This window comes from Mycolicibacterium sp. XJ662, assembly GCF_053484035.1.
In genome coordinates this window covers 1,307,066-1,331,269 of sequence record NZ_JBEFTL010000001.1, presented here as the reverse complement: position 1 = coordinate 1,331,269, position 24,204 = coordinate 1,307,066, and the positions used below count along the sequence as shown (strand labels likewise).

Annotated in this window: 27 protein-coding genes and 1 tRNA gene; 10 read left to right on the top strand and 18 right to left on the bottom strand. The window is 68.3% G+C overall.

The window, feature by feature from the left end; translation table 11 throughout:
• Window positions 1-29: 29 nt before the first annotated feature.
• From ABQE93_RS06230 to ABQE93_RS06220, 3 genes are read right to left on the bottom strand one after another with little or no spacing between them, the layout of a single operon-like run.
• Window positions 30-527: a DUF3830 family protein gene (locus tag ABQE93_RS06230; RefSeq protein ID WP_448406391.1), complete on the bottom strand. Its 498-nt coding sequence runs from the start codon at window positions 525-527 to the stop codon at window positions 30-32.
• The gene (locus ABQE93_RS06225) at window positions 524-1,936 is read right to left on the bottom strand and encodes an amidase (protein WP_448406390.1); all 1,413 of its coding nucleotides are present in this window, start codon (window positions 1,934-1,936) and stop codon (window positions 524-526) included. The genes ABQE93_RS06230 and ABQE93_RS06225 overlap by 4 nt, the downstream gene beginning before the upstream one ends.
• Window positions 1,933-2,961, bottom strand: a complete 1,029-nt coding sequence (locus ABQE93_RS06220) for a D-2-hydroxyacid dehydrogenase (RefSeq protein ID WP_448406550.1) — start codon at window positions 2,959-2,961, stop codon at window positions 1,933-1,935. The genes ABQE93_RS06225 and ABQE93_RS06220 overlap by 4 nt, the downstream gene beginning before the upstream one ends.
• Before the next feature lie 105 nt (window positions 2,962-3,066).
• Between ABQE93_RS06220 and ABQE93_RS06215 the strand changes: the two genes are divergently transcribed.
• The 3 genes from ABQE93_RS06215 to ABQE93_RS06205 all read left to right on the top strand — a co-directional run bounded on the left by ABQE93_RS06215 (window position 3,067) and on the right by ABQE93_RS06205 (window position 5,266).
• Window positions 3,067-3,804 carry a maleate cis-trans isomerase family protein gene (locus ABQE93_RS06215; protein WP_448406389.1) on the top strand — a complete coding sequence of 246 codons (738 nt, stop codon included), beginning with the start codon at window positions 3,067-3,069 and terminating at the stop codon, window positions 3,802-3,804.
• Window positions 3,805-3,893: 89 nt separating this feature from the next.
• The gene (locus ABQE93_RS06210; protein WP_448406388.1) at window positions 3,894-4,610 is read left to right on the top strand and encodes a maleate cis-trans isomerase family protein; all 717 of its coding nucleotides are present in this window, start codon (window positions 3,894-3,896) and stop codon (window positions 4,608-4,610) included.
• Entirely contained in the window at window positions 4,607-5,266 is a 660-nt protein-coding gene (locus tag ABQE93_RS06205) for a GntR family transcriptional regulator (protein ID WP_448406387.1), read from the top strand. The genes ABQE93_RS06210 and ABQE93_RS06205 overlap by 4 nt, the downstream gene beginning before the upstream one ends.
• A 4-nt stretch (window positions 5,267-5,270) precedes the next feature.
• Here ABQE93_RS06205 and ABQE93_RS06200 read toward each other — a convergent pair whose 3' ends face one another.
• Window positions 5,271-6,716, bottom strand: coding sequence for an NAD-dependent succinate-semialdehyde dehydrogenase (locus ABQE93_RS06200; protein ID WP_448406549.1), 1,446 nt, complete (start codon window positions 6,714-6,716; stop codon window positions 5,271-5,273).
• A 73-nt stretch (window positions 6,717-6,789) separates the two neighbouring features.
• On the opposite strand from ABQE93_RS06200, the gene ABQE93_RS06195 reads away from it, so the two are divergent.
• Window positions 6,790-8,040, top strand: a complete 1,251-nt coding sequence (locus ABQE93_RS06195; protein WP_448406386.1) for an aspartate aminotransferase family protein — start codon at window positions 6,790-6,792, stop codon at window positions 8,038-8,040.
• Window position 8,041: 1 nt separating this feature from the next.
• Here the strand turns inward: ABQE93_RS06195 and ABQE93_RS06190 are convergent, their stop codons facing one another.
• The gene (locus ABQE93_RS06190; RefSeq protein WP_448406385.1) at window positions 8,042-9,442 is read right to left on the bottom strand and encodes an MFS transporter; all 1,401 of its coding nucleotides are present in this window, start codon (window positions 9,440-9,442) and stop codon (window positions 8,042-8,044) included.
• Between the two features lie 245 nt (window positions 9,443-9,687).
• Here ABQE93_RS06190 and gluQRS point away from each other — a divergent pair, with 245 nt between their 5' ends.
• Window positions 9,688-10,563, top strand: a complete 876-nt coding sequence (gluQRS, locus tag ABQE93_RS06185) for a tRNA glutamyl-Q(34) synthetase GluQRS (RefSeq protein ID WP_448406384.1) — start codon at window positions 9,688-9,690, stop codon at window positions 10,561-10,563.
• A 117-nt stretch (window positions 10,564-10,680) separates the two neighbouring features.
• On the opposite strand, the gene tgt is transcribed toward gluQRS, so the two are convergent.
• Window positions 10,681-11,946 carry a tRNA guanosine(34) transglycosylase Tgt gene (tgt, locus tag ABQE93_RS06180; protein ID WP_448406382.1) on the bottom strand — a complete coding sequence of 422 codons (1,266 nt, stop codon included), beginning with the start codon at window positions 11,944-11,946 and terminating at the stop codon, window positions 10,681-10,683.
• Between the two features lie 17 nt (window positions 11,947-11,963).
• Between tgt and ABQE93_RS06175 the strand changes: the two genes are divergently transcribed.
• Together ABQE93_RS06175 and ABQE93_RS06170 are read left to right on the top strand one after the other, a co-directional pair.
• Window positions 11,964-12,398 (top strand): lipoprotein LpqH, encoded by a 435-nt coding sequence (locus ABQE93_RS06175; RefSeq protein WP_448406381.1) that lies wholly within the window; start codon window positions 11,964-11,966, stop codon window positions 12,396-12,398.
• A gap of 135 nt (window positions 12,399-12,533) precedes the next feature.
• Window positions 12,534-12,998, top strand: coding sequence for a lipoprotein LpqH (locus ABQE93_RS06170; protein WP_448406380.1), 465 nt, complete (start codon window positions 12,534-12,536; stop codon window positions 12,996-12,998).
• Window positions 12,999-13,054: 56 nt separating this feature from the next.
• On the opposite strand, the gene ABQE93_RS06165 is transcribed toward ABQE93_RS06170, so the two are convergent.
• Window positions 13,055-13,402, bottom strand: coding sequence for a DUF732 domain-containing protein (locus ABQE93_RS06165; RefSeq protein WP_448406379.1), 348 nt, complete (start codon window positions 13,400-13,402; stop codon window positions 13,055-13,057).
• A 55-nt stretch (window positions 13,403-13,457) separates the two neighbouring features.
• Between ABQE93_RS06165 and ABQE93_RS06160 the strand changes: the two genes are divergently transcribed.
• The gene (locus ABQE93_RS06160; protein ID WP_448406378.1) at window positions 13,458-13,823 is read left to right on the top strand and encodes a hypothetical protein; all 366 of its coding nucleotides are present in this window, start codon (window positions 13,458-13,460) and stop codon (window positions 13,821-13,823) included.
• A gap of 65 nt (window positions 13,824-13,888) precedes the next feature.
• Entirely contained in the window at window positions 13,889-14,350 is a 462-nt protein-coding gene (locus ABQE93_RS06155; RefSeq protein WP_448406377.1) for an ATP-binding protein, read from the top strand.
• Here ABQE93_RS06155 and ABQE93_RS06150 read toward each other — a convergent pair.
• The 6 genes from ABQE93_RS06150 to ABQE93_RS06125 form a co-directional block, all read right to left on the bottom strand.
• A complete protein-coding gene (locus ABQE93_RS06150; protein ID WP_448406376.1) occupies window positions 14,323-14,760 on the bottom strand; it encodes a response regulator in 438 nt (145 codons plus the stop codon). The two genes, ABQE93_RS06155 and ABQE93_RS06150, sit on opposite strands and share 28 nt — an antisense overlap.
• Entirely contained in the window at window positions 14,757-16,328 is a 1,572-nt protein-coding gene (locus ABQE93_RS06145; RefSeq protein WP_448406375.1) for a sensor histidine kinase, read from the bottom strand. Before ABQE93_RS06145 ends, ABQE93_RS06150 begins: the two co-directional genes overlap by 4 nt.
• Window positions 16,325-17,542: a PP2C family protein-serine/threonine phosphatase gene (locus ABQE93_RS06140; RefSeq protein WP_448406374.1), complete on the bottom strand. Its 1,218-nt coding sequence runs from the start codon at window positions 17,540-17,542 to the stop codon at window positions 16,325-16,327. The genes ABQE93_RS06145 and ABQE93_RS06140 overlap by 4 nt, the downstream gene beginning before the upstream one ends.
• A 169-nt stretch (window positions 17,543-17,711) precedes the next feature.
• Window positions 17,712-17,802 (bottom strand) — tRNA-Ser (locus ABQE93_RS06135).
• A 203-nt stretch (window positions 17,803-18,005) separates the two neighbouring features.
• Window positions 18,006-18,458, bottom strand: coding sequence for a nucleoside deaminase (locus tag ABQE93_RS06130; protein WP_448406373.1), 453 nt, complete (start codon window positions 18,456-18,458; stop codon window positions 18,006-18,008).
• A gap of 51 nt (window positions 18,459-18,509) precedes the next feature.
• A complete protein-coding gene (locus ABQE93_RS06125) occupies window positions 18,510-19,028 on the bottom strand; it encodes a tRNA adenosine deaminase-associated protein (protein ID WP_448406372.1) in 519 nt (172 codons plus the stop codon).
• Window positions 19,029-19,121: 93 nt separating this feature from the next.
• On the opposite strand from ABQE93_RS06125, the gene ABQE93_RS06120 reads away from it, so the two are divergent.
• Window positions 19,122-20,102 carry a prephenate dehydrogenase gene (locus tag ABQE93_RS06120; RefSeq protein WP_448406371.1) on the top strand — a complete coding sequence of 327 codons (981 nt, stop codon included), beginning with the start codon at window positions 19,122-19,124 and terminating at the stop codon, window positions 20,100-20,102.
• Here ABQE93_RS06120 and ABQE93_RS06115 read toward each other — a convergent pair.
• From ABQE93_RS06115 to ABQE93_RS06095, 5 genes are read right to left on the bottom strand one after another with little or no spacing between them, the layout of a single operon-like run.
• On the bottom strand, window positions 20,044-20,643 hold the full coding sequence (locus tag ABQE93_RS06115) for a putative glycolipid-binding domain-containing protein (protein WP_448406370.1): 600 nt from the start codon (window positions 20,641-20,643) through the stop codon (window positions 20,044-20,046). The genes ABQE93_RS06120 and ABQE93_RS06115 overlap by 59 nt on opposite strands.
• Window positions 20,640-21,446: an ABC transporter permease gene (locus ABQE93_RS06110; protein ID WP_448406548.1), complete on the bottom strand. Its 807-nt coding sequence runs from the start codon at window positions 21,444-21,446 to the stop codon at window positions 20,640-20,642. Before ABQE93_RS06110 ends, ABQE93_RS06115 begins: the two co-directional genes overlap by 4 nt.
• 5 nt (window positions 21,447-21,451) lie before the next feature.
• Window positions 21,452-22,126, bottom strand: coding sequence for an ABC transporter permease (locus tag ABQE93_RS06105; protein ID WP_448406547.1), 675 nt, complete (start codon window positions 22,124-22,126; stop codon window positions 21,452-21,454).
• Entirely contained in the window at window positions 22,126-23,223 is a 1,098-nt protein-coding gene (locus ABQE93_RS06100) for an ABC transporter ATP-binding protein (RefSeq protein WP_448406369.1), read from the bottom strand. The genes ABQE93_RS06105 and ABQE93_RS06100 overlap by 1 nt, the downstream gene beginning before the upstream one ends.
• Entirely contained in the window at window positions 23,220-24,167 is a 948-nt protein-coding gene (locus ABQE93_RS06095; protein ID WP_448406368.1) for an ABC transporter substrate-binding protein, read from the bottom strand. The genes ABQE93_RS06100 and ABQE93_RS06095 overlap by 4 nt, the downstream gene beginning before the upstream one ends.
• Window positions 24,168-24,204 lie beyond the last annotated feature (37 nt).

Below are 24,204 nucleotides of genomic sequence, written 5' to 3'. Positions count from 1 at the left end.
TTGCGTATGAAACCGCACACTCGGCGAATTCAGGCGCGCGCGAAGCTCAGCGTCTCCCCGCGCACCCCGCCCATCCACAGGTCCTGACATGCTTCGGCCATCTCGTCGAGGCCGTCGATGACCGCGCCGAACACGTTGCCGGGCACCCAACCCTGATCGCCGTTGATCAGCAGGTTGTTGCGCCCGTAGAACAACGCGAGGTCGACGATCGCGCCGGTGGTGCCGGTGCCGGTGGTGTTCTCGTAGCCGTAGGCCGGGTTGCCGAGCTGATCGGAGTTGAACGTGAACCAGCACAGGTCCCCCGGGATCGGGGTCACCGTGGTGTTCTCCGGTCCGGGGTCGACGTCGGCGAAACCCGGTAGCAGCGTGTAGATCTCGTTGCGCGCGTACTTGCCGTGAAACACCTGTGCCGATACCGGTAGCACGTCCCACACCGCCGCGCAGGTGCGTGGGGCGGCGGCGTCGAGCAGCCGCGCCACACAGCTAACGCCCCGCTTGTCCAGGGACACGGTGATCAGCCTGCTCATCGAACTCCTTGTGCGATCAGTTCCGGAGTGCGCTGATGCCAGTCGGTCGCCGCCTCGTACGCGCGGCCCACGCGCAGCACCAGCGCGTCGGCGTGCCGGGGCCCGACGATCTGCAGGCCGACCGGCAGACCCGCCGAGGTGAAGCCGCACGGCACGCTCAACGCGGGCTGCTGGGTCATGTTGAACGGGTAGGTGTAGGGCGTCCAGCTGGCCCAGTCCGGTGAGGGCCAGCCGTCGGGCACGTCGGCGCCGGTGGGGAACGCGGGCAGCGGCAGGGTCGGGGTGACCAGCACGTCGTAGTTCTGATGGAACCGGCCCATCAGCTCGCCCATCCGCATGCGCACCGCCATCGCGTCCAGGTAGTCCGACGCCGAGAAGTTCGCGCCGATCGCGGCGGTGCGGCACAGCCCGGGATCGACCCGCTCAGCCCAAGTGTCGCCGAGTGCGCCGTAGCCCTGCAGCACCTTCGCCTCGCCGGAGAACCACAACACCTGGAACGCGTCCAGCGGATCGGTGAACCCAGGGTCGACCTCCTCGACGCGCGCCCCCGCGTCGGCCAGCACGCTCACCGCAGCCCGCACGGCGGCGTCGACCTCCGCGTCGTTAGCCACGAAACCGAGGTCCGGGGAGAACGCGACCCGCAGACCCGCGACGCCGTCGTCGAGGCCGGCCAGAAACGACGCGGACGGTGTCGGCATCGCCGCCCAGTCGCGCGGGTCGAATCCGGTAATCACATCCATCAGCGCCGCGGTGTCGGTGACGGTCCTGGTCATCGGGCCGGGGTGGGCCAGGGTGCCGAACGGGCTGGGCGGATAGTGCGGGATCAGCCCGTAGGTCGGCTTGAGCGCGACGGTTCCGGTGAACGCCGCCGGGATGCGCACCGACCCGCCGGCGTCGGTGCCCACCGACCACACCCCCATGCCGAGCGCGACGGCCGCCGCGCTGCCGCCGCTGGACCCGCCCGCCGTCTTGGTGGGATCCCACGGGTTGCCGGTCGCCCCGTAGCGGGGTGAGTCGGTGACGCCCTTCCAGGAGTACTCCGGCGTCGTCGTCTTACCGAGCAGCACGGCGCCGGTCTCGCGTAGGCGCGCGACGCTCGGCGCGTCCTCGTCCCACGGACCCGCGGCGTCGACGAGCCAACTGCCGCGCAGGGTCGGCCAGCCCCTAGTCCACAGCGCGTCTTTGATCGACGTCGGCACCCCGTCGCCGGGGCCCAGCGGCTCGCCGCCATGCCAGCGCGCCTCCGACGCCTTGGCCGCCGCCAGGGCGCCCTCGGCGTCCACGAGCACGAACGCGTTCACCGCGTCGTCGTGGGATTCGATGGCGGCCAAGGCCTCTCGGGTGGCCTCCACCGGCGAGATGGTCTTGGTGCGGTATCCCTGCACCAGCTCGGCAGCGGTCGGGATCATCGCGCACCACCTGAACCTGATGTCGCCGGCACGTAGCCGAGCTCCTTGTCGACGACGTTGGCAAGCGGCTCACCGGCCAGCCAGCGCCGCACGTTGGCCACGAACTGCTCGGCCAGCGTCTCCCGCCAGCCGACCACGTCACCGGACATGTGCGGGGTGATGGTCACGTTCGGGGCCTCCCACAGCGGATGGTCGGGCGGCAGCGGCTCCGTCTCGAACACGTCGAGGGTCGCACCGCCGATGCGGCCCGTCTTCAAAGCGTCCAGCAGCGCCGACTCGACGACCATCGCGCCGCGGGCGATGTTCACCAGGTGCGCCTCGGGCTTCATCGCGGCCAGCACCTCGGCGTCCACGAGGTCGCGGGTCGAGTCGGTCAGCGGCGCCGCGAGCACCAGATGATCGCACCAGCCGACCTCGGCGGCCAGGTCGGCGCTGGCCACCACCTCGCCGAAGTCGGGGTCGTCGGCTCTGGCCACCCGGCCCGCGCCGCGCACCTGCATACCCGCTGCGCGCAGCAGCCGCGCGATCTCGCGGCCGATCGCGCCGGTGCCGACGACGAGGGCACGGGTCCCGGCGATGCCGCGGGTCTCGCGGTGGCGCCAGTGCCGGTCGCGCTGCAGCGCGAAGCTGGCGCGGCTGTCCTTGGCGTGCGCGAGCACCGCGCCGAGCACGTACTCGGCGATCGGGCGGTCGAAGACACCGCGCGCGTTGGTGACCGTCACGTCGGAGTCGCGAAGTTCGTCGAACAGCAGCGTGTCGACGCCGGCGGCGGTGACGTGAATCCACTCCAGGGTGTGCGCGTGCTGCCACACGTCGCGCACCGCGGTGGAGAAGTAGTCCCACAGCAGCAGCGCCCGCGCGCCGCGCACCGCGTCGGCGAGGTCGGCGGCCGTACAGAACCGGAACTCGACGGGCAGGTCCCCGAGGCCCGGGGGGCGATCGGAGTCGTCGGCGCACAACACCGCCACCACGGGCGGTTCGAAACCAGGTCTGAGCTGCTCGGATGAGCCATGACGCGCGGCGATCGAATCGCTCTCGCGGGTGGTCGGCACGCCCCGAAGGCTAAGGACACGCCGTATGATTGTCAACAATCTATTGCCGGTTTGGCGATCTGGCCTCACACTGTGGAAATGACCCTCGGGGAATTGGTGCCGCCCCCACCATTGCAGCAGGTCGGCATAGGTGTTGTAACACCGTATGACTTCGCGTTGGACCGCGAATTGTGGCGGTGGGTGCCCGACGACGTCAGCCTCTACGTGACCCGGCTGCGGTATGCGCCGTTACCGGTGACCGTCGATATGGCGGTGCACGTCTCGGACGCCGACAACGTCGTCGCCGGCGCGGCCAACGTGCTCGCGGTCGCACCGTTGGTGACCGCCTATGCGTGCACGGCAGGCAGCTTCGTCAAGGGGATGGCCGGCGAGGCCGCGCTGGTCGCGGCGATGCAGGCCGCCGGCGCACCGGCCGCGGTGACCACCAGCGGGTCGATGCTGGCCGCGCTGCGGCACCTCGGGGTGCACCGGGTCGCCACCGTCACCCCCTACACGACGGACCTGACCATCGGGTTGACGAGCTATCTGATGGAAGCCGGCCTAGAGGTCGTCGCGACGTCGGGGCTCGGGCTGACCTCGAACATCTGGGCGGTGCCCTATGAGGAAACCGCCGAGTTGGTGCGCAGCACCGACGTGGCTGACGCCGAGGCGATCGTCATCAGCTGCACCAACTTGCCGACCTATGACCTGATCGCCCGGTTGGAAGCCGAACTGAGCAAGCCGGTCGTGACCGCGAACCAGGTGACGATGTGGGCGGCCCTGCGGGTGGCCGGCCGCAAAGCCGTCGGACCGGGTCAGCGGCTGCTCGAGGCGTAACGAATCCGCCTCGAACCCGGGGCCGGCAAATCAAGGTTGTTAACATTGTCGACAATCTGCCCATCGACACGTTCAGCAGAGGGGCTTGTATGGCGACCGTAGGACTGCTCTACCCCGGACACAGCGCCGAGGACGACTTCACCACGCTGGAGGACCTGGCCGGTGACGTCCGTCTGCCCGTCGTGATCACGTCCGTCGGCGAGGATGCCCACCGGGTGGACGCGCTGCTCGATCTCGGCAGCACCGAACGTCTCACCGACGGGGTCCGCCAGCTCGCGGGTTCGCGCCCGCAGGCCGTGATGTGGGCGTGCACCTCGGGCAGTTTCGTGTTCGGCCCGCAGGGCGCGCGGCAACAGGCCGCCAAAGTCGCCGCGGCGGCCGGGGTCCCGGCGTCGTCGACGTCGATCGCGTTCGTCGACGCGCTGCGGCACCTCAACGTCAAGCGCGTCGCCGTGGCCGCGTCCTACCCCCACGACGTCGCCGAACATTTCGTCGAGTTTTTGTCCGCCGACGGCGTCGACGTGGTGGCGATGGGCAGCCACGGGATCATCACCGCAGCCGAGGTCGGCACCCTCGCGCCTGACCGGGTGATCGACATGGTCACCGCCGCCGACCATCCCGATGCGCAGGCCGTGCTCGTTCCGGACACCGCGATGCACACGCTGGGCATCATCGGCCGCCTCGAGGCCGCAGTCGGCAAGCCGGTGCTGACCGCCAACCAGGTCACGGTCTGGAAGGGCCTTCAGCTGACGGGCCGGGTGCCGACGATCCCCGGCATGGGCCGCCTGTTCGAGGAGGCCCCGTGACCGAGTTCATCGCACCCGTCGAGCAGGAGTCCACCCCCAGCATCGTCGCCGACAAGCTGCGCCAGGCGATCGCGCACGGGGAACTGGAGCCGGGCACCCAACTGGGTGAGGCGGATCTGGCCCGCAAGCTCGGCGTCAGCCGCGGGCCGCTGCGCGAAGGCATGCAGCGCCTGACCCAGGAGGGGCTGCTCATCGCGATCCGCAACCGCGGCGTGTTCGTCATCGACATGACGCCCCGCGAGGCCTCCGATATGTACCTCGCGCGCGAGGCCATCGAACGCGCCGCCGCCCGGCGGATCCTGCTGCTGCGCGACTACGCCGCCGCCGGCGACGAGTTGCTGGCCATCGTCGAGGAGATGGCCGAGGCCACCGATGTCGAGGATGGCAGCGAGGCCGATATCCGCTTCCATGAGCGGCTCGTCGAGTTGGCCGACAGCCCGCGGCTGTCCCGGATGCACCAGACCTATCTGGTCGAGACCCGGATGTGCGTGCACGCGCTGGCCGACACCTACGACACCCCGAGCGACCGGGTGGTCGAGCACCAGGCGCTGGCCAGCGCGATCAGATCGGGCGACGTGCAACTGTCCGACAAGCTGCTGATCGCGCACATGGAGGACGCGGTGGACCGGCTCATCGAGCGGCTGGCCCGCAAGTAGCCCGTTACAGGGCGATGCCGATGTACTTGGTCTCCAGGAACTCGTCGATACCCACGGCACCGCCCTCGCGGCCCAGGCCGGACTGCTTGACGCCGCCGAACGGCGCGGCGGGGTTGGACACCACACCTTGGTTCAGACCGACCATGCCGGTCTCGAGCGCCTCGGCGACCCGCAGGGCCCGCCGCAGGTCGTTGGTGAACACGTAAGCCACCAGACCGTATTCGGTGTCGTTGGCCGCGGCGATCACCTCGTCCTCGGTGTCGAACGGGGTGAGCGGGGCGACGGGCCCGAAGATCTCCGCGTCGGCCATCTTGGCGTCGCGCGGAACGCCGCTGAGCACCGTCGGCTGGTAGAAGAAGCCGGCCCCGCCCATCGGTGACCCGCCGGTCAGCACGCGTGCGCCGCGCCCGACGGCGTCGTCGACGAGGGATTCGACCTTGTGCAGTGCGGCCGCGTCGATCAGCGGGCCGACCTTCACGCCGGCGTCGGTGCCGCGGCCCACGGGCAGCGCGGCCATGCGGTCGGCCAGCCGCCGCCCGAACTCGTCGATGACCGACGCGTGCACGTAGATCCGGTTCGCCGCCGTGCAGGCCTCACCCATGTTGCGCATCTTGGCGGCGATCGCGCCGTCGACGGCCTCGTCGAGGTCGGCGTCGGCGAAGACGATAAACGGCGCGTTGCCGCCGAGTTCCATCGAGGTCCGCAGCACCTTCTGCGCGCACTGTTCGAGCAAGATCCGGCCCACCTGGGTCGAACCGGTGAACGACAGCTTGCGGGCCAGCCCGGAACGGATCATCGGTTCCATGACCGCACCGGCGTGCATCGTCGTCACGCAGTTCACGGCGCCGGCGGGCACGCCGACCTCCTCGAGGATCCCCATCAACGCCAGCATCGACAGCGGCGTCTGGTGCGCGGGTTTGACGACGCTGGTGCAACCCGCCGCGATCGCGGGCCCCAGCTTCCGGGTTCCCATCGCCATCGGGAAGTTCCACGGCGTCACGAGCAGGCACGGTCCGACCGGTTGCCGGGCGATCAAGAATCGCGCGCCCCCGGCGGGCGCGGTCTGGTAGCCGCCGTCGATGCGGGTGGCCTCCTCGGCGAAGTGCCGGAAGAACTCTGCGGCGTACGCGATCTCGCCGCGGGATTCGGCCAGCGGCTTGCCCATCTCCAGCGTCATCAACAGCGCCAGATCGTCGGCGCGGGCGTGCAACAACTCGAAGGCGCCCATCAGCATGTCGGCGCGCGCCCGCGGCGGCGTCGCGGCGAATTCCGCCCGCGCATCGACCGCGGCCTGCAGCGCCGCCATGCCGTCGGCCGGACAAGCGTCGGCCACCGCGCAGAGGACCTCGCCGGTGGCGGGGTCGATGACGTCGAAGGTGGCGTGCTCTGCGGCGTCGACCCACTTGCCGCCGATGAACAGTCGCTTGTCAACGAAATCGATCACGGCAATTCCCTTTCGTTCGCGCGGTGCGACGGTAGTCTGATTGTCGACAATCTACTATTCCATCGGCAAGGGGCATGTTGTGGCAGAACTCTCCCAAATTCTCAAGCAGGCCACCGGCGTGCTCGCAGCGCGTGGCGAGGGCGTGCACCTGTATGACGAGCAGGGTCGCCGCTACCTGGATTTCACCGCGGGCATCGGGGTGACCAGCACCGGGCACTGCCATCCGCACGTTGTGCAGGCCGCTCAACGCCAGGTGGCCACGCTGATCCACGGCCAGTACACCACCGTGATGCACCGGCCGCTGCTCACCCTCGTCGAACGACTGGGTGAGGTGCTGCCGTCCGGCTTGGACCGCATGTTCTTCGCCAACTCCGGTAGCGAGGCCGTCGAGGCGGCGCTGCGACTGTCGCGGCAGGCCACCGGCCGCCCCAACGTCATCGTGTTCCACGGCGGCTTCCACGGACGCACGGTGGCCGCGGCGTCGCTGACCACGTCGGGCACCCGGTTCCGATCGGGGTTCGCGCCGATGATGGCCGGGGTGCACGTCGCACCGTTCCCCGACCCGGGTCACTTCGGCTGGCCGGTCGAACAGGCCACCGACTTCGCATTGAGCCAACTCGACTATGTGCTGCAGACGATCAGCGCACCCGCCGACACCGCCGCGTTCCTGGTCGAGCCCGTGCTCGGCGAGGGCGGCTACGTGCCGGGCAACGAGCGGTTCTTCGCCGGTCTGCGCGACCGCGCGGACGCACACGGGATCCTGCTGGTGCTCGACGAGGTGCAGACCGGCTTCGGCCGCACCGGCCGGTTCTGGGGCGGTGAGCACTTCAACGCCCGACCCGACATCGTGGTCACCGCGAAGGGACTGGCGTCGGGCTTCCCGCTGTCGGGCATCGCGGCGTCGTCGGCGCTGATGGACAAGGCCTGGCCCGGATCCCAAGGCGGTACCTACGGCGCCAACGCGGTGGCGTGCGCGGCAGCAGTCGCCACCCTCGACGTGATCACCGGTGAGCAGCTGGTGCAGAACTCGGCCGACCGGGGCCAACAGTTGCGCGAGGCGCTGCGCACGGTCGCCGACAAGTACGACGCGATCACCGACGTCCGCGGTCTGGGCCTAATGATCGGCGTCGAATTCCGTGACGCCGCAGGCAAACCCGACGGCGCGACGGCGGTGGCCGTGCAGCAGGAGGCCGCCCGGCGCGGCCTGCTGCTGTTGACGTGCGGAGCGTGGGGCCAGGTGGTGCGGTTCATCCCCGCGCTGGTGGTCACCGCCGAGCAGGTCGACGAAGCCGCCGACATCTGGGCCGACGCGCTGAGCACCGTCCTGTAGCTCAGGCCTTGGCGAGGTCGCGGTCGTAGTCGACGGGCGGCGGCGCCTCCGGCGTGCCCGGGATCTCCGTGCCGTGCAGCGGACAACGCGAGGTTTCGGGCAGCTTGCGTAGCGCCAACGCCCCGATGAGACAGGCCAGCATCATGTAGAACGCCGGCATCAGGTTGTTCCCGGTCGACACGACCATCCAGTCGTTGAGCGCCGGTGCGGTACCGCCGAAGATGGCCGTCGACACGTTGTAGGCGATCGCGAAACCCGCATACCGCACGTGCGTCGGGAACATCGCCGGGAACGTCGCCGAGATCGTCGCCAGCTGCGGCACGTACAGCAGGCCCAGCACCGCGAAGCCGACGATGGCGCCGAGGACCCCCGTCGACATCAGCATGAACATCGGCACAACCATCACCAACAAGCCCACCAGCGAAATCCACCACAGCGGTTTTCGGCCGAACCGGTCCGAGGCCAGCCCGGCGAACGGCAGGAACACCATCATCGAGAGCATGCCGATGATCGGCACGACCAGCGACATGTCGGTGGAGAGCCCGATGGAGGTCTCCAGGTAGGTCGGCATGTAGGTCAGCAGCGTGTAGTTGACGACGTTGAGCGCCACCACCAGGCCGCCCAGCCGCAGGATCGGTCCCCGGTATTCGACAAGCAGGTCCCTGAACTCTTCCCAGATACCCTTTTCCTGCCTGCCTTCGTCCTCCAGGTCCTTGAATACCGGGGTTTCGTCGAGCCGGGTGCGCAGGTACAGGCCGATGAGGCCGAGCGGTGCGGCGATCAGGAACGGCAGCCGCCAACCCCACGAGCCCATCTGCTCGTCGTTCAACATCAGCGAGAACCCCAGCATCATCAGCGCACCCGCCGAGAAGCCCGCCAAGGTGCCGAACTCCAGGAAGCTGCCCAGCATCCCGCGGCGGCGCGCGGGTGCGTATTCGGCCATGAACGTGGCTGCCCCGCCGTACTCGCCGCCGGTGGAGAAGCCCTGGATCATCCGCAGGATCACCATGAGCGCCGGCGCCCACAGCCCGATCGTGTCGTAGGGCGGCACCAGCCCGACGCACAGCGTGGCGCCCGCCATCAACAGGATGGTGATCGCCAGCACCTGCTTGCGGCCGAACTTGTCGCCGAGCGGTCCCCAGAAGAACCCACCGAGGGGCCGCACGAGGAACGACACGGCGAACGTCATCAGCGCGAGCAGCGTCGCGGTGGCGCCGTCGCCGGGGAAGATGGCCGCCGAGATGTAGGTGACGCCGTAGGCGTAGAGGCCGTAGTCGAACCATTCGGTCGCGTTGCCGATGGCAGAGGCCGCGATGGCCTTGCGCACGACGGCCGGCGGCTGATCCTTCGGGGGCGCGCGATGCGGCGGATTGGCAGAGGGTTCGGATTCTTGAGTGTCCATGAGCTCTCTCGTCTCCGTCGACACGGCACCCGGTGCACCACCACCGCAAAGGGCTGGCTTCGAAGGGGACGCAGGGCCAAGCCGTTGATTTTGTTGGCTGTCCAATCGCTGGACGTCATCCGTTCATACCCCAAAACGGTCTGGCTCACGCGCATTACGGCGGCGAACGGCAAAGTTTGCGGATTCGCAACCTTGTGAGACGCCTGCGCTGCTACGCGCTTGGCGCATCTCGATAGATTGCACGGATGAACGCTGGCCGGTTCGCCCCGAGCCCGTCGGCCGACCTGCACATCGGCAACTTGCGCACCGCGGTGCTCGCGTGGTTGTTCGCGCGCTCCACCCGGCGTCGCTTCGTGATGCGCGTCGAGGACCTCGATGACCGGACGTCGGGCGACATCGCCACACGACAACTCGCGGATCTGTCCGCGATCGGGGTGACCTGGGACGGCCCGACCGAGTGGCAGTCCGAGCACACGCAGCGTTACGACGACGTCATCGACTCGTTGGACTCGCGCCACCTGCTGTATGAATGTTATTGCAGCAGAAGAGATATCGCTCAGGCGCCGCGCGCCCCGCACGCACCGCAGGGGGCGTACCCGGGGACCTGCCGCGACCTCGACGATGCGCAGCGACGGCAACGGCGGGAACAGACCGGCCGACCGCCCGCGCTGCGGTTGCGCACCGACGCGTTCACCCACACCGTCGACGATGTGTTGCACGGGCGTTACACCGGCATCGTCGACGATTTCGTGGTGCGACGCGGCGACGGGGTGGCGGCCTACAACCTGGCCGTGGTGGTCGACGACGCCGCGCAGCGCATCGACCAGGTGGTGCGCGGCGACGATCTGCTGCCGTCCGCGCCGCGGCAGGCGTATCTGGCCAGGCTGCTGGGATATCCCGAGCCGACGTATGCCCATGTGCCGCTGGTGCTCAACGAGGACGGCGCGCGGTTGGCCAAGCGCGACGGCGCGGTGACGCTGGCCGAGATCGGCGTGGCGCGGGCGCTGCAGCAGATCACCGGGTCGCTGGGCTGGCCGACGGCGACGGACCTCGATGCGCTGCTGGCCGTGTTCGACCCCGCCCGGTTACCCCGACAGCCGTGGATCTACCGGCCCTGCTGAGGGCGTTCCGGTAGCGCGAGTGTGGGGTTGACACACAGCTGCGCCGCCCTCGGCGTGCGGGTAACCCACGTTCGCCCGAGATGAGCGGCGCGCCGAGACCGGCGAAAACGGCGAAAGTTAATCGCCCTTTTCCGCCCGGTTGTCCCGTTGGGCATAGAAGCGGCCCAGCACGTGGGTACGCAATTCGTCGAACTCCCCCACCCGGATCGCCGCGCGGATCTGGTCGACGAGCCGCACGATGAACCGCTCGTTGTGAATCGTGCACAAGGTCGCCGACAGCAGCTCTTTGGCCTTGAACAGGTGATGCAGATAGGCCCGGGTGTAGTGCGCGCAGGTGTAGCAGTCGCACTCGGCGTCGATCGGGTTGAAGTCGCGGCGGTAGCGGGCGTTGGTGATGTTGTAACGCCCGGTGGCCGAGTACACCGCGGCGTTGCGCGCCACCCGCGACGGCGACACACAGTCGAAGGTGTCCGCCCCGGCGGCGACGGCGGCGAACAGGTCGTCAGGCTCGCTGATCCCGAGCATGTGGCGGGGTTTGTCGTCGGGCAGTTCGCTGCTCACCCAGCCGACGATCGTGGCCAGGTTCTGCTTCTCCAGCGCGCCGCCGATGCCGAAGCCGTCGAAGTCGAGGTCGGCCAGCCCGCGCGCCGCCTGACGGCGCAAATCCTCGTACTGCGCGCCCTGCACGACGCCGAACAACGCCTGCCGCGGCTTGTCCGGGTCGGCGTCAGCCAGCCGTTGATGCTCGGCCAGGCAGCGCAGCGCCCACGCGTGCGTGCGCCGCACCGACTCCTCCTGATAGCCGCGGGTGTTGACCAGCGTGGTCAACTCGTCGAACGCGAAGATGATGTCGGCGCCCAGCCGGTGCTGAATCCCTATCGACGCCTCCGGGGTGAACCGGTGGGTGGAGCCGTCCAGATGGGAACGGAACGTCACGCCGTCGTCGTCGACGGCGGCCAGCCGCTCCTTGCCTTCGGCGATGATGTCGTCGGCCTGCACCCGGTCGGTGTCCATCGCGAGCACCTTGCGAAACCCGGCGCCCAGCGACAGCACTTGAAACCCGCCGCTGTCGGTGAACGTCGGGCCGTGCCAGTTCATGAACGCACCCAGCCCGCCTGCCTCCGCGACGATGTCGGGGCCCGGCTGCAGATACAGGTGATAGGCGTTGGCCAGGATGGCTTGCGCACCAAGGTCTTTCACGGTTTCGGGCAGCACCGCCTTGACGGTGGCCTGGGTGGCGACCGGGATGAACGCCGGGGTGTGGATATCGCCGTGGCTGGTGCGGATCGTGCCTGCGCGCCCGAGCCGGCCCGGCAGTTCGGCCTCGATAGTGAAGAACGGCGCCGACGAGTCGCTCGGCTTGGCGGTATTCGGCGCGGTCACGCCGTAGATTCTGCACTGTGAGAATTCTCCTGCTTGGCGGTGCGGCCCTGCTGGTGCTGGCTGGATGTTCGTCGGACCCGCCGGACTATGAGCCGGGACCCGGTGAACTGGTCGCGGGCACCGCGCAAGTCGCGGTGAACGGCCAGGAGCCCGAAATCATCAAGACGGTGCAGTGCTCCACGACCGCGCCGTTGACGACGATCACCACCGGCGACCAGACCTCGGGGATCACCGTGATGGTGTCCAACCGCGGCGAGCTGACCGCGGAGAGCGTCAGCATCAACGACGTCGGCGGGTTCACCGGCAGCTACAACGCCGGGCTCGGCGACACGACCGCCGACATCTCCATGACTGGTCCCACCTACGACATCACCGGAACCGCCGACGGTTTCGACACCGACAACCCGAGTTTCCGGGTTCCGGGCACCTTCTCGATCAGGGTCGCCTGCTGACGTCGCTGCAGGTCGAACCGTCGCGGCTGGAGTTTTTTTCGGCAAAACCCGGTGATCTTGTTGAGGGCGCAAACCATACTGACCGAGATGATCCGCCGATCTTGACGGGTCACGACAACAAAAAGGAGAACTGTCGTGAAGGTTGGATTCCTGGTTGCCGTCGGGAGCGCGGCGATCGTCATCGCGGGGCTTTCCGGCTGTGGGTCGGGCGGCGAAAAGTCCGAAACCACGGGTGAGACGTCGACGGCTGCGGCCGCCGAAGGCAAGACAACCGTCACCATCGACGGACAAGACCAAGAGGTCCAGGGCACCGTCGTGTGCAGTTCCATGGGCGGCAACACCAACATCGCGATCGGTGACGCGACCACCGGCATCGGCGCGGTGGTCAGCGAAGGGGATTCACCGACCGTGCAGTCGGTGGGGCTGGGCAACGTCAACGGCGTGACGCTCGGGTTCCAGCAGGGAACGGGTCAGGGTGACGCCCAAGTGGAGAAGGACGGCGACACCTACAAGATTTCCGGCACCGCCACGGGTGTGGACATGGCCAACCCGCTGGAGCCGGTGAACAAGCCGTTCGAGATCGAGGTCAGCTGCCCGTAGGGCATGGTCGACAGGCGGCGGCGTCCCGGTGGGGCGCCGCCGTTGTCGTATTTGGCTCAGGCGGGCGGCAGCGTGTAGCCGGCCGCGGACTGCCGCAGCTGCCAGACCTGCGCGGGACATAGTTCGTTGACGGCCTGGTTGATCAGGTAGGCGCCCTGGTAGTAGTCCGCGGTGTGGAAGTCGGCCTTGACCTGTTCGACGAGCTCCCCGTAGCCCATCTTGTTCGCGACCCGGTCGCAGATGCTGTTGCCGTACCCGATGGCGGCCTCGGCGTTGGGGAAGTTGTAGCCGGGACGCACGTGCACGTTGACGAGGTAGGCGACGGTGTCGGCGTTGGCGGTGGGGGCGACGATCACCGCGGCGGCGGCTCCCGCGGTTGCGATGGCGGCAATGGCGAGCTTCATGGGTTGTGAGCCTATTCCGTTCCCGTGGACTCTGTCCTGCACATACCCTAAGGCCATGAGGCTGATAGCTGCAGTGGCGATGGCGTGCGGGTTTGTGTCGGCACCGTTGATGACCGCGGCGACCGCGCCGGCGTTACCCCAGGTTTGCGACGGCGCCGGCTGTGTTCCCTACGTCGACCACGCCGCCGCCGAAGGCGAGCCCTGTGTTGCGAACACCCGGTACAACTTCGGCCTTGACGCTGCGGGCAACACCCTGGCCTGCAGTGCCGAACGCACCTGGATCGCGTCGCCGCCGTTGGTGGGGGTCCGTCCCATTCGGCTGCCGTGCGGACAGGACAACGGCGTCGCGCAGTCACCCGACGGGGTCCCGCTCAGCTGCATCGGCGGCGCGTGGACCCCTGACTACAGCGTGCCGTTTTAAAAGGACGTTCGCCTAGGCGCGTGGCCTACGTGAGTTATTGGTCCAATACGGGTACAACGACGGGCGTGGACATCGATGCGCAGCGCCGGCTGACGGATCCACTTCAGTTCGAGGTGCCGGCGACAGCGGATCAGCTGGGCGAGATCCGTCGCCACCTATCCGCCTGGCTCGAATCGCTCGGCGTGTCCGGCGTCGTCGCCGCCGACATCGTGCTCGCTGTCAACGAGGCCTGCACCAACTGCATCGAACACGCCTACCGCGACGCCGAGCCCGGGGTGATCGAGATCGAGGCGTCGGTCCAGCGGGCTTCCGAGGGCGGGGGCATCGCGATCTGCGTCGCCGACTTCGGTACATGGCGCACCCCACCCACTCAGCCCACCACCCGCGGACGGGGCCTGCCGATCATGGCGGCGATCAGCGAGGACGTGGACCTCGAGCGGACATCGGCCGGCACCACTGTGCGCATCACCTTCGCGCTGGACGGGATCGCCGACGAGGCTCAGCGACCGGGCAGCCGCACCACCTGAACGAAGAACTCGTCGATCTGGCGCACCGCGGTCATGAACTGGTCGAGGTCGACGGGCTTGGTCACGTAGGCGTTGGCGTGCAGCTTGTAGCTGCGCAGAATGTCCTCCTCCGCCGACGATGTGGTCAGGATGACGACCGGGATGTGGCTGAGATCGGGGTCGGACTTGACGGTCTCCAGCAGTTGGCGCCCGTCGTATTTGGGCAGGTTCAGGTCCAGCAGGATCAGGTCCGGGCGCGGTGCGTCCTGGTAGGCACCGCGGCGGTAGAGGAAGTCCAGCCCCTCTTCGCCGTCGTGTGCGACGTGCAGGGTGTTCTTGATTTTGTTGTGTTCGAAAGCTTCTCGGGTGATCAGTTCGTCGCCCGGATCATCCTCGATGAGCAGCACGTCGATGGCGCGGCCTTCGGTCATTGGGTGTTTCCTTCCGATGTGGCTGCGACGGGTGCGTCGACAGCGAAGGGGATGGTGAAGCGAAACCTCGTTCCGCCGGCGAAGGAGGTGTCGATCCAGATGCTGCCCCCATGGTGCTCGACGATTTTCTTGCACAACGCCAGGCCGATCCCCGTTCCGGTGTAGACATCGCGGCCGTGTAAGCGTTGGAAGATCACGAACACCTTGTCCACGAACTCGTCTGGGATGCCGATCCCGTTGTCGGTCACCGAGATCAGCCACGTACCGTCATGTTCGTTCGAGCCCTCGTCGCATTCGACGACGATGCGGGGGGTGAGCCCGTCCCGGTGGAACTTGACCGCGTTGCCGATCAGGTTCTGCCACAGCATCGTGAGCAACGTCGGGTCTCCCATGATGCGCGGCAGCGGCTGCCCCCTGCGCTCGATCTGTGCGCCGGTCTCCTCGATGACGGTGGACAGGTTGCCGAGCGCGGTGTCCAACATGTCGCCCAGGTCGACTTCATCGGTTGTGGCGTTGAGCCGGCCCACCCGGGAGAACGTGAGCAGATCGTTGATCAGGACCTGCATCCGTTTGGCACCGTCCACGGCGAACTGGATGTATTCCTGGCCTCGTTCGTCGAGCTTGTCGCCGTACCGCTTTTCCAGCAGCTGACAGAAGGCGGCCACCTTGCGCAGCGGCTCCTGCAGATCGTGTGAGGCGACGTAGGCGAACTGTTCGAGTTCGGCGTTGGACCGTTGCAGGTCGAGGGCTTGTTCGGCCAGTTGCGCCTGCGCCGAGCGGGTGGTGTCGAGTTCGGTGATGATCCGCTGACGCATGTCCTCGACGTCGGAGGCGATGGCGCGGATGTCTCTGGGACCGCGCGGCACGATCTTCTCGTCGAAGTTGCCGCTGGTGATGCTCCGGCAGGAGCGCGCGAGCGCGTCCAGCGGCCGGGTGACCCCCGCCCGAACCAACAGCGCCAGCGCGATCGTGGTCAACAAGATCGCCACCGCCAACACGACCAGGATGGCGTCGCGCCACGTCTGCATCTGGACGATTCGGTCGACGGCTTCCTGCCGCGTCTGCGACAGGTTTTGGTTCTGTACGTCGAATAACCCACGCAGCGCGTCGAACTGGGCCTTGCCCCGCTCGGTCAGCAGGGTGTCGGGCATGTCCGGGGCGCCCGGTTGCACGCTGTTGAGCAGCGGCTCCACATAGGACGACCGCCACATCGCCGCGGCCTGCTCGACGGCGTCGAGGTCGGCGAGCAGTTCGGCGCGGTTGCCCAAATGGTTGCGGATCTCCTGGGCCGCAGCATGTTCGGCGTTCTGGCCGGCGTAGTAGGGCTCGAGGAACAGCGGGTCGGCGGCGATCGCGTATCCGCGCACCGCGGTTTCCTGATCACGCAGCGCGGCCTGCAGCTGGTAGGCCGCGATGCGGGCGGGCTGGATCCCTTCGGTCAGCCGCCGCTCGGCCTCGTCAGTGCGGTCTAGTAACAGCAGGACGCCGATCGCACCGCCGAGCACCACGATGCCCATGATCGTGAGCACCAGGTTCTGCCAGCCCTGAACGGTCGGCCGCCATCTCATTCCGTCGCCGTTCGCGCGACCCGCACGACCGCGATGTCGTCGCTGATGCCGCCGACCGATTGCGCACGCCGTTCGACGTCGTCGATCAGCGCGTTGACGAACTCGGCGGGCGGCAGGTGGGCGTAGCCCCGAGCCAGCTTGAGCAGACCTTCCTCGCCGATTCGCTCCTTGCCGCGCCCGGAACGGCCTTCGAACAGCCCGTCGGTGAGCAGCACGAGGCCGTAGCCGGGTGGCAGTTCGTAGCGGTTCAACGGCCACTCGTAGCCGTTGAGCCCCAGCGCGGGCCCGCACTGAGGTTGGATCCACTCCACCGTGTCCGGACCGTGCACCAACATGCCGGGGTGGCCGGCCGACACCACGTCGAATCCCAGCCCCCGCGGTTCCATCGCGACGGACAGCACGGTCGCGAAGATGCTGGAGCCGGGCCGTTCGGTGCTCAGGATCCGTTCGAGTTCCCGCATCCGTTTGTTGCCGCGCAGGCCGGCGAACGTCAACGCGCGCCAGCCGATCCGCAGCGCCACGCCCAGCGCGGCCTCGTCGGGGCCGTGGCCGGCCACGTCGCCGACCATGACGTGCACGGTGCGGTCAGGGGTCTGGATGAAGTCGTAGAAGTCACCGCCGAGCAGGGCGTGCTGACGGCTGGGCCGGTACTCGGCGACGATGTCGACACCGGGGTCGTCCGACAGCAGCGGCGACGGCAGCAGGCCGCGTTCGAGGCGGGCGTTCTCCTCGGCGCGCAACTCGCTGGCGTGCAGTTCGACGGCGGTCAGCTCGGCGCGTTTCCGCTCGATCGCGTAGAGCAGCGCGCGGTGTAGCGCTTCGGGTTCGACGCGGCCTTTGACCAGGTAGTCCTGGGCGCCGGCGGCCAGCGCGGACACGCCGAAGTGTTCGTCGTGCAGGCCGGTCAGCACGACGATCGGCAGTGTGACGTCGCGCTTGGTGATCCGGTCCAGCGCCTTGATGCCCTCGGCGTCGGGCAGGTTCAAATCCAGCAGCACGCAGTCGGGTCGACCCACGGCCAGTTCCTGCTCGGCCTGTTCGATCGATTTGGCCCACGTCAGTTCAATCGCCGCGTCGGCGTCGCGCACCAGCTCCTCGACCAAGACCGCGTCGGCCCGGTCGTCTTCGACGAGAAGCACCGCGAACGGCCGGCTACTGCCGCCTTTCGACACCACGTTCCCGCCCGTCGACTCGGGGTCGTAAAGCGCACGCATCAGTAACCAGGCCTCCCACGTTGGTCACCGTGGCCGTCCTGACCCTTCTTTAGTGACGTTTCAGACAATAGCGCTCGGATGCACCGCACGCCGAAAGTACGGTTGTTCACGCTGTTTCTCGGCGTTTGCGTCCATCAGCCGTGCGCTCGGCGCGGTTGGGAAGAGATTTTGGCGGTGGCGGAGGGATTTGAACCCTCGGACGGGGGTTACCCGTCACACGCTTTCGAGGCGTGCTCCTTAGGCCGCTCGGACACGCCACCGTGTGGCAGCTTACCGGGCGCCCGCCCCGCGATTCCAATCGCTGCCGGGCGACGTTGTTCTGTTCGCGAGAGTTACACCAGGGTCGTGAACTTCCGGGCGACAGCGACCCTGGTGTACGTCTCGCGAGGGCGCAAGCGCTCATCGCTGCCTTCTGCTCTTCGCGCAAGCGCTCATCGCTGCCTTCTGCTCTTCGCGCAAGCGCTCATCGCTGCCTGGCGAAGAACTCCTCCAGCGGCGCCGCGCACTCGTCGGCCAGCACGCCTGCGCGCACCTGCGGCCGGTGCGTCAACCGCCGATCCCGCACCACATCCCACAGTGAGCCGACCGCCCCGGTCTTGGGCTCCCACGCCCCGAACACCAGCCGCGATACCCGCGCCATGACCAGCGCTCCCGCGCACATCGTGCAGGGTTCGACGGTGACCGCCAGCGTCGTGCCTTCCAGCCGCCACCCGTCGCCGAGCGCGGCGGCCGCAGCCCGCATCGCCACGATCTCGGCGTGCGCGGTGGGGTCGCCCGACGCTTCACGCGCGTTGGCGGCGCGGGCCAACTCGGTGCCGTCGGCCGCGACGATCACCGCACCGATCGGCACATCGCGGGGCCCCGCACCACGGGCGACGTCGAGCGCGTCGCGGATGAGCTCCTCGTCGGTCCTCACGATTTGTGTGCGTTCACGAGCGGTGGGCGCAACAAAACGCACACAAATCGCCTAACGGCCAAGGCGCTCGAGCACCTTCGAGAGCTCGTCGGCAAAACCCATCTCGCGTGCGATGCGGCCCAACTGCTCGTCGGCGTACAGATCGGTCTCGTCGAGGATCACCCCGAGCACCGCATCGGGCAGCCCGACGTCGGACAGCAGGCCCAGGTCGCCCTCCTCGAAGGGTTCGGCTTCGTCGAGGTCCTCCGGGCCGATGTCGGCGTCGAGTTCCTCGAGCACCTCGGCGGCGATGTCGTAGTCGAGCGCCGCGGTGGCGTCCGACAGCAGCAGCCTCGTTCGCGATGGGGCGGGGCGGACGATGACAAAGAATTCGTCGTCGATATCCAGCAGCCCGAACACCGCTCCGGCACTGCGTATTTCGCGCAGCTCGGTCTCGGCTGCGGTTAAACTGGTCAAAGCCGCACGATGCATCGGCGCGCAACGCCACTTACCGTCCTCGCGCACGACCGCAACGCCGAAGCCGTCCGGCATATCGGCCTGCTCTCGCGCCGGCGCACGCTGTGCTCCCATGTCGGCTTACGGTAGTCGCCGACCAGGCCATTTACCAGGAACCGCACGGAGCCTGACATCGGCCGATGCCAGAAGATGTGCCAACCTTGACGGGTGACGAAGACGCCCGTTTGCGTGGTCGGCCTGGGACTGATCGGCGGTTCGGTGATGCGCGCCGCCGCGGCGGCCGGCCGGGAGGTCTTCGGCTACAACCGCTCGCTGGATTCGGTCCAGGCCGCCAAGGCCGACGGCTACGACGCCACCGCCGACATCGATGCCGCGCTGTCCCGCGCGGCCGACCGCAACGCGCTGATCGTGCTGGCCGTTCCGGTGCCGGCGCTGCCGCTGATGCTGGGGCATGTCCGCGACGCCGCCCCCGAGTGCCCGCTGACCGACGTCACCAGCGTGAAAGCTGCTGTGCTGGAAGAAGTCCGCTCGTTCGGGCTGCTGGACCGCTTCGTCGGCGGCCACCCGATGGCGGGGACCGCGCAGTCCGGTTGGGCCGCGGGCGACGCCCGCCTGTTCGCCGATGCGCCGTGGGTGCTCAGCGTCGACGACCATGTCCGAACCGACATCTGGACCGAGGTGATGGCGCTGGCGCTGGACTGCGGTGCATTCGTCGTCCCCGCGCGCTCCGACGAACACGACGCCGCCGCGGCCACCATCTCACACCTTCCGCACCTGCTCGCCGAGGCGCTGGCGGTCACTGCGGGCGAGGTGCCGCTGGCGTTCGCGCTGGCGGCAGGATCGTTTCGCGACGGTACCCGGGTGGCGGCCACCGCGCCGGACCTGGTGCGGGCGATGTGTGAGGCCAACGCCGATCAGCTGGTGCCGGTGCTGGAGCGCACGCTGGCGCTGCTGAGCCATGCGCGCGACGCGCTGGCCGCGAACCAGCCGTTGAGCGATCTGGTCGACGCGGGGCACGCCGCGCGCGTGCGCTACGACAGCTTCGGCCGGCCCGAGATCGTCACGATCGCCATCGGCGAGCAAGGCTGGCGTGAGGAACTGGCCGCCGCAGGACGCGCGGGCGGGGTGATCAGATCCGCGTTGCCAACCCGGGATAGTCGAGGGGAAAGCCCTCGGCGTCGACGGTGATCGTGGTGTCGGCCACCGGCGTGTGCAGTTTGATCCCGTCGGCGGCGCTGGAGTAGCTGATGACTTCGGCGTCCACCGAAACCTCCGGCAGCCGCACGTACACCACCGGACACGACACCGAGTCGGAGCGCTGGTGCAGGCCGCTGCGGCGGATCGGCAACGCGTTGAAGAACGGGCTGAAGATCACGTCGACGTCGAGTGCGCCATCGAATGCCGCGCGGGTCGTCTGCCCGGTGTGGTCCTGCACCAGCCACATGTTCTCCTCGTCGCGCGCGATCGACAGCTGGCGTTCACGCTCGGCGAGGGTGACGGTCAGCGACAGCCGCTTGGTGGCTCCCGCCTCGTCGGTGATCAGGTTGTAGGAGGCTGAGAACGCCGGGTGCGACGGGGTCGCGGCGGCGACGATGCGGCCGTAGGCCTTGATCCGGTTGCCGGACAGCTGCACCCTGACCGATTCCATGCGGGCCACATCATGCGACTGCCATGTCAAAATCGCCGGCCATGCGCTCTGGGCTGCGTCGGGACCGCCTGCATCGCTCACCCCTCTACGGTAGGCGACGGGTCCCCTCGTCCGTACCGCGGCTCCGACGGGCCGGTCGCGGTGTCGTGGTCGGGCGTGCGCTGACGGGATTCGAACGTCACCTCGTCGCCGAGGAAGGGCTGCGGCATGCGGCGCAGTTTCTGCAGCCGCCCGGAACCGGGCACCGACGCCCACACCGCGAACGCCAGCGCGGCGTCGAGGATCAGCGCCAGCGCGGTGACCATCAACGCGCCCACCAACGCGATGTGGAATTGGCGGATTTTGATGCCGTCGATGAGGTAGCGGCCCAGGCCGCCGAGGCTGGCGTAGGCGGCGACGGTCGCGGTCGCCACGACCTGCAGCGTGGCGGTGCGCAGCCCGCCGAGGATCAGCGGCAGCGCGTTGGGCACCTCGACGCGCAGCAGCACCTGGCGTTCGGTCATACCCATCGAGCGGGCGGCGTCGACGACCGCGGCGTCGACGTTGGCGATGCCGGCGTAGGTTCCGGCCAGCAGCGGCGGGATGCCCAGCAGCATCAGCGCGACGGTCGGCGGCACCAACCCGAGCCCCCACAGCAGCACCCCGAGCAGCAGCACACCCAGCGTCGGCAACGCGCGCAGGGCGTTGACCCCGGTGACGATGACGAACGTGCCCCGGCCGGTGTGGCCGATGAGCATCCCGACCGGCACGGCGATCAGCGCGGAGAAGAACACCGCGAGCACCGTGTACTCCACATGCTCGAAGATGCGCGCGGCCAGTCCCGCCGACCCGCCCCAGTTGGCGGCGGTGAAGATGTATGCCAGCGCGTCGGTAAGGAAGGTCATCGGGCTCATCCGGCGACCGCCTTGATGCGGTCGGCGCGGCTGATGCGCGCGGTGCGCGTCCAGGGTGTCAGCGCCCGCCCGGCCAGCATGATCAGGGTGTCGACGATGACCGCCAGCACGAAGATCGCGATGATGCCCGCGACGATCTGGTCGCTCTTGTTGGCCTGGTAGCCCTCGGTGAACCAGGTGCCCAAGCCGCCGATGCCGATCACCGAGCCGACCGACACCATCGAGATGTTGGTGACCGCGATGACGCGCAGGCTGGCGATGAGCACCGGAACCGACAGCGGCAGTTCGACTTTGAGCATCCGGATCAGCGGCCGGTAGCCGACCGCGGTGGCGGCGTCACGCACCGCGTCCGGTACGGCGTCCAAGGCCTCCGGTACCGCGCGCACCAGCAGCGCAAACGTGTAAAGGGTCAGCGCGACGATGACGTTGGCCTCGTCGAGGATCCGGGTCGGAATGACCAACGGCAGCACCACGAACAACGCCAGCGACGGGATCGTGAAGATGATGCTCGCCGTGACGGTCGTCAGCCGCCGCAGATAGGTGGTCCGCTGCACCACCGCGCCCAGCGGTACGGCGATCAACAGCCCCAACACGATCGGGATCAGCGACAGCCGCACGTGGATGACCGTCAGCTCCCACGCGGTGTCGAGGTGCGTCAGCAGGTAGTTGATCAGCTACCCCTCTGCTGTTGGAGCGCGGCAAGCACATCGGCGGCCAGCACACCGCCGAGCGGTTTACCGTCGGCGTCGACGGCCACTCCGATGCCCGAGGGCGCCGACAACGCGGCGTCGAGCGCCTGGCGCAGCGAATCCTCGGGGGTGAACAGCGATCCGCCGGCGGTGGTGCTGTCGTAGAGCGAGCTGCCGTTGCGGTGCAGTTCGACCCCGTCGGCGTCGATCCACGCATACGGGGTGCCGTCGTCTTTGGTCACCAGCACCCAGTCGGTCGGGCCGAGGGTGAGCGCGTCGATGTCGGCTTCGGCGACGGAGCGGATGTCGTGCAGCGGAAGGCCGCTGGCGTCCCGGAACTGCAGGCCTCGGTAGCCGCGGTCGGTGCCGATGAACCCGGCGACGAAGTCGTTGGCGGGATTGGACAGCAGCCGCGCGGGTGCGTCGTACTGGTGCAGCACGCCGCCGCGGCCGAACACCGCGATCCTCTCCCCGATCTTGATGGCCTCGTCGATGTCGTGGGTGACGAACACGATGGTCTTCTGCAATTCGCTTTGCAGCCGCAAGATTTCGGTCTGTAGCTCCTCACGCACCACGGGATCCACGGCGCTGAACGGTTCGTCCATCAGCAGGATCGGCGGGTCGGCGGCCAGCGCCCGCGCCACCCCGACGCGCTGCTGTTGCCCGCCGGACAGCTGGGCGGGATAGCGGTCGGCCAGCGCGGGATCCAGGCCGACGCGTTCGAGGACGTGCAGCGCGGCTTTGCGTGCGGCGCGGCGGCTTTCGCCCTTGAGCACCGGAACTGTCGCGACGTTGTCGACCACGCGTTGGTGCGGCATCAGACCGGCACTCTGGATGACGTAGCCGATGCCGAGGCGCAGCTTCACGGGATCGACGGCGGCAATGTCGTCGCCGTTGACCGTGAGCGTGCCCGACGTCGGCTCGATCATCCGGTTGATCATCCGCATCGAGGTGGTCTTACCGCAGCCCGACGGCCCGACGAACACGGTGAGCGTGCCCGAGGGCACCTCCAGGCTGAGGTCGTCGACGGCGACGGTGCCGTCGGGATATTTCTTGGTGACGTGCTCGAAGGCGATCATCCGCTCACCGGTTTGTCGAAGCCGTTGTCCTGGACCCATTTCCGGGCGGCCTCGTCGGGGTCGACGCCGGTGTTGCCGGTGACCGAGCGGTTCATCTCGATGAGCGCCTCGGTGGTGAGCTTGGCCGAGACCGCGTCGAGCACGGTCTTGAGCTCGTCGGACATCTTCTGCGAGCTGACGAGCGGCATGACGTTGGCGGCCGGGAAGTTGTTCTTCGGATCCTCGAGGACCACCAGGTCGTTCTCGGGGATCGCCGGGGATGTGCTGAAGATGTTGGCGGCGGTCACGGTGCCGTCGACCAGCGCGCGCACCGTGGCGGGTCCGCCACCGTCGTTGATCGAGACGAAGTTGCCCGGCGCGATGTCGAGGCCGTAGTGCTCTTTGAGCCCAGGTAGACCCTCGGCACGGTCCGTGATCTCCGAGGGTCCCCCGAACTTGACCTCCGCGGCGTGCGGGGCGAGGTCGCCGATCGTGGTCAGGTTCCACTTCTCGGCGGTTTCGCGCGTGACGGCGACGGTGTCTTTGTCCTCGGCCGGCGACGGCGGCAGCATCGCCAGGTCGCCGGGCAGCGCCCGCAGCAGGGCCAGGACGATCTCGTCGGGTTTCGTGACCGTCGACGTCGGGTCGAAGTAGTTCAGCAGGTTGCCGGTGTATTCGGGGATCAGGTCGATGGAGTGGTCCCGCACGGCGGGCACATAGGTTTCGCGGCTGCCGATGCCGAACTGGCGGGACACCGTGAAGTCGTTGGCCTCCAGGGCCTGGACGTAGATTTCGGCGAGGATCTTGCTTTCGGTGAAGTCCGCGGACCCGACGATGATCGTCTTGAGGTCACCGGAGACGGTTCCGCCGCCCAGCGGGTTGGAGCTGCCGCACGCGGCCGTGGTGCCCACCAGCCCGAACAGCACCGCCAAAACGGCCAGACACCACCTGCCGAGGTTGCGCATGCCCAAATCCTCTCGGGTCCTTTCGGCGTAATCGTTC

What these genes read in the sequence shown, in the direction of transcription:
- ABQE93_RS06230 (WP_448406391.1), bottom strand. Translation starts at nt 527, where the DNA reads ATGAGCAGGCTGATCACCGTGTCCCTGGACAAGCGGGGCGTTAGCTGT.
- ABQE93_RS06210 (WP_448406388.1), top strand. Translation starts at nt 3,894, where the DNA reads ATGGCGACCGTAGGACTGCTCTACCCCGGACACAGCGCCGAGGACGAC.
- ABQE93_RS06125 (WP_448406372.1), bottom strand. Translation starts at nt 19,028, where the DNA reads ATGGGAGCACAGCGTGCGCCGGCGCGAGAGCAGGCCGATATGCCGGAC.
- ABQE93_RS06150 (WP_448406376.1), bottom strand. Translation starts at nt 14,760, where the DNA reads ATGACCGAAGGCCGCGCCATCGACGTGCTGCTCATCGAGGATGATCCG.
- gluQRS (WP_448406384.1), top strand. Translation starts at nt 9,688, where the DNA reads ATGAACGCTGGCCGGTTCGCCCCGAGCCCGTCGGCCGACCTGCACATC.
- ABQE93_RS06110 (WP_448406548.1), bottom strand. Translation starts at nt 21,446, where the DNA reads ATGACCTTCCTTACCGACGCGCTGGCATACATCTTCACCGCCGCCAAC.
- ABQE93_RS06165 (WP_448406379.1), bottom strand. Translation starts at nt 13,402, where the DNA reads ATGAAGCTCGCCATTGCCGCCATCGCAACCGCGGGAGCCGCCGCCGCG.
- ABQE93_RS06145 (WP_448406375.1), bottom strand. Translation starts at nt 16,328, where the DNA reads ATGAGATGGCGGCCGACCGTTCAGGGCTGGCAGAACCTGGTGCTCACG.
- ABQE93_RS06100 (WP_448406369.1), bottom strand. Translation starts at nt 23,223, where the DNA reads ATGATCGCCTTCGAGCACGTCACCAAGAAATATCCCGACGGCACCGTC.
- ABQE93_RS06225 (WP_448406390.1), bottom strand. Translation starts at nt 1,936, where the DNA reads ATGATCCCGACCGCTGCCGAGCTGGTGCAGGGATACCGCACCAAGACC.
- ABQE93_RS06095 (WP_448406368.1), bottom strand. Translation starts at nt 24,167, where the DNA reads ATGCGCAACCTCGGCAGGTGGTGTCTGGCCGTTTTGGCGGTGCTGTTC.
- ABQE93_RS06190 (WP_448406385.1), bottom strand. Translation starts at nt 9,442, where the DNA reads ATGGACACTCAAGAATCCGAACCCTCTGCCAATCCGCCGCATCGCGCG.
- ABQE93_RS06215 (WP_448406389.1), top strand. Translation starts at nt 3,067, where the DNA reads ATGACCCTCGGGGAATTGGTGCCGCCCCCACCATTGCAGCAGGTCGGC.
- ABQE93_RS06160 (WP_448406378.1), top strand. Translation starts at nt 13,458, where the DNA reads ATGAGGCTGATAGCTGCAGTGGCGATGGCGTGCGGGTTTGTGTCGGCA.
- ABQE93_RS06140 (WP_448406374.1), bottom strand. Translation starts at nt 17,542, where the DNA reads ATGCGTGCGCTTTACGACCCCGAGTCGACGGGCGGGAACGTGGTGTCG.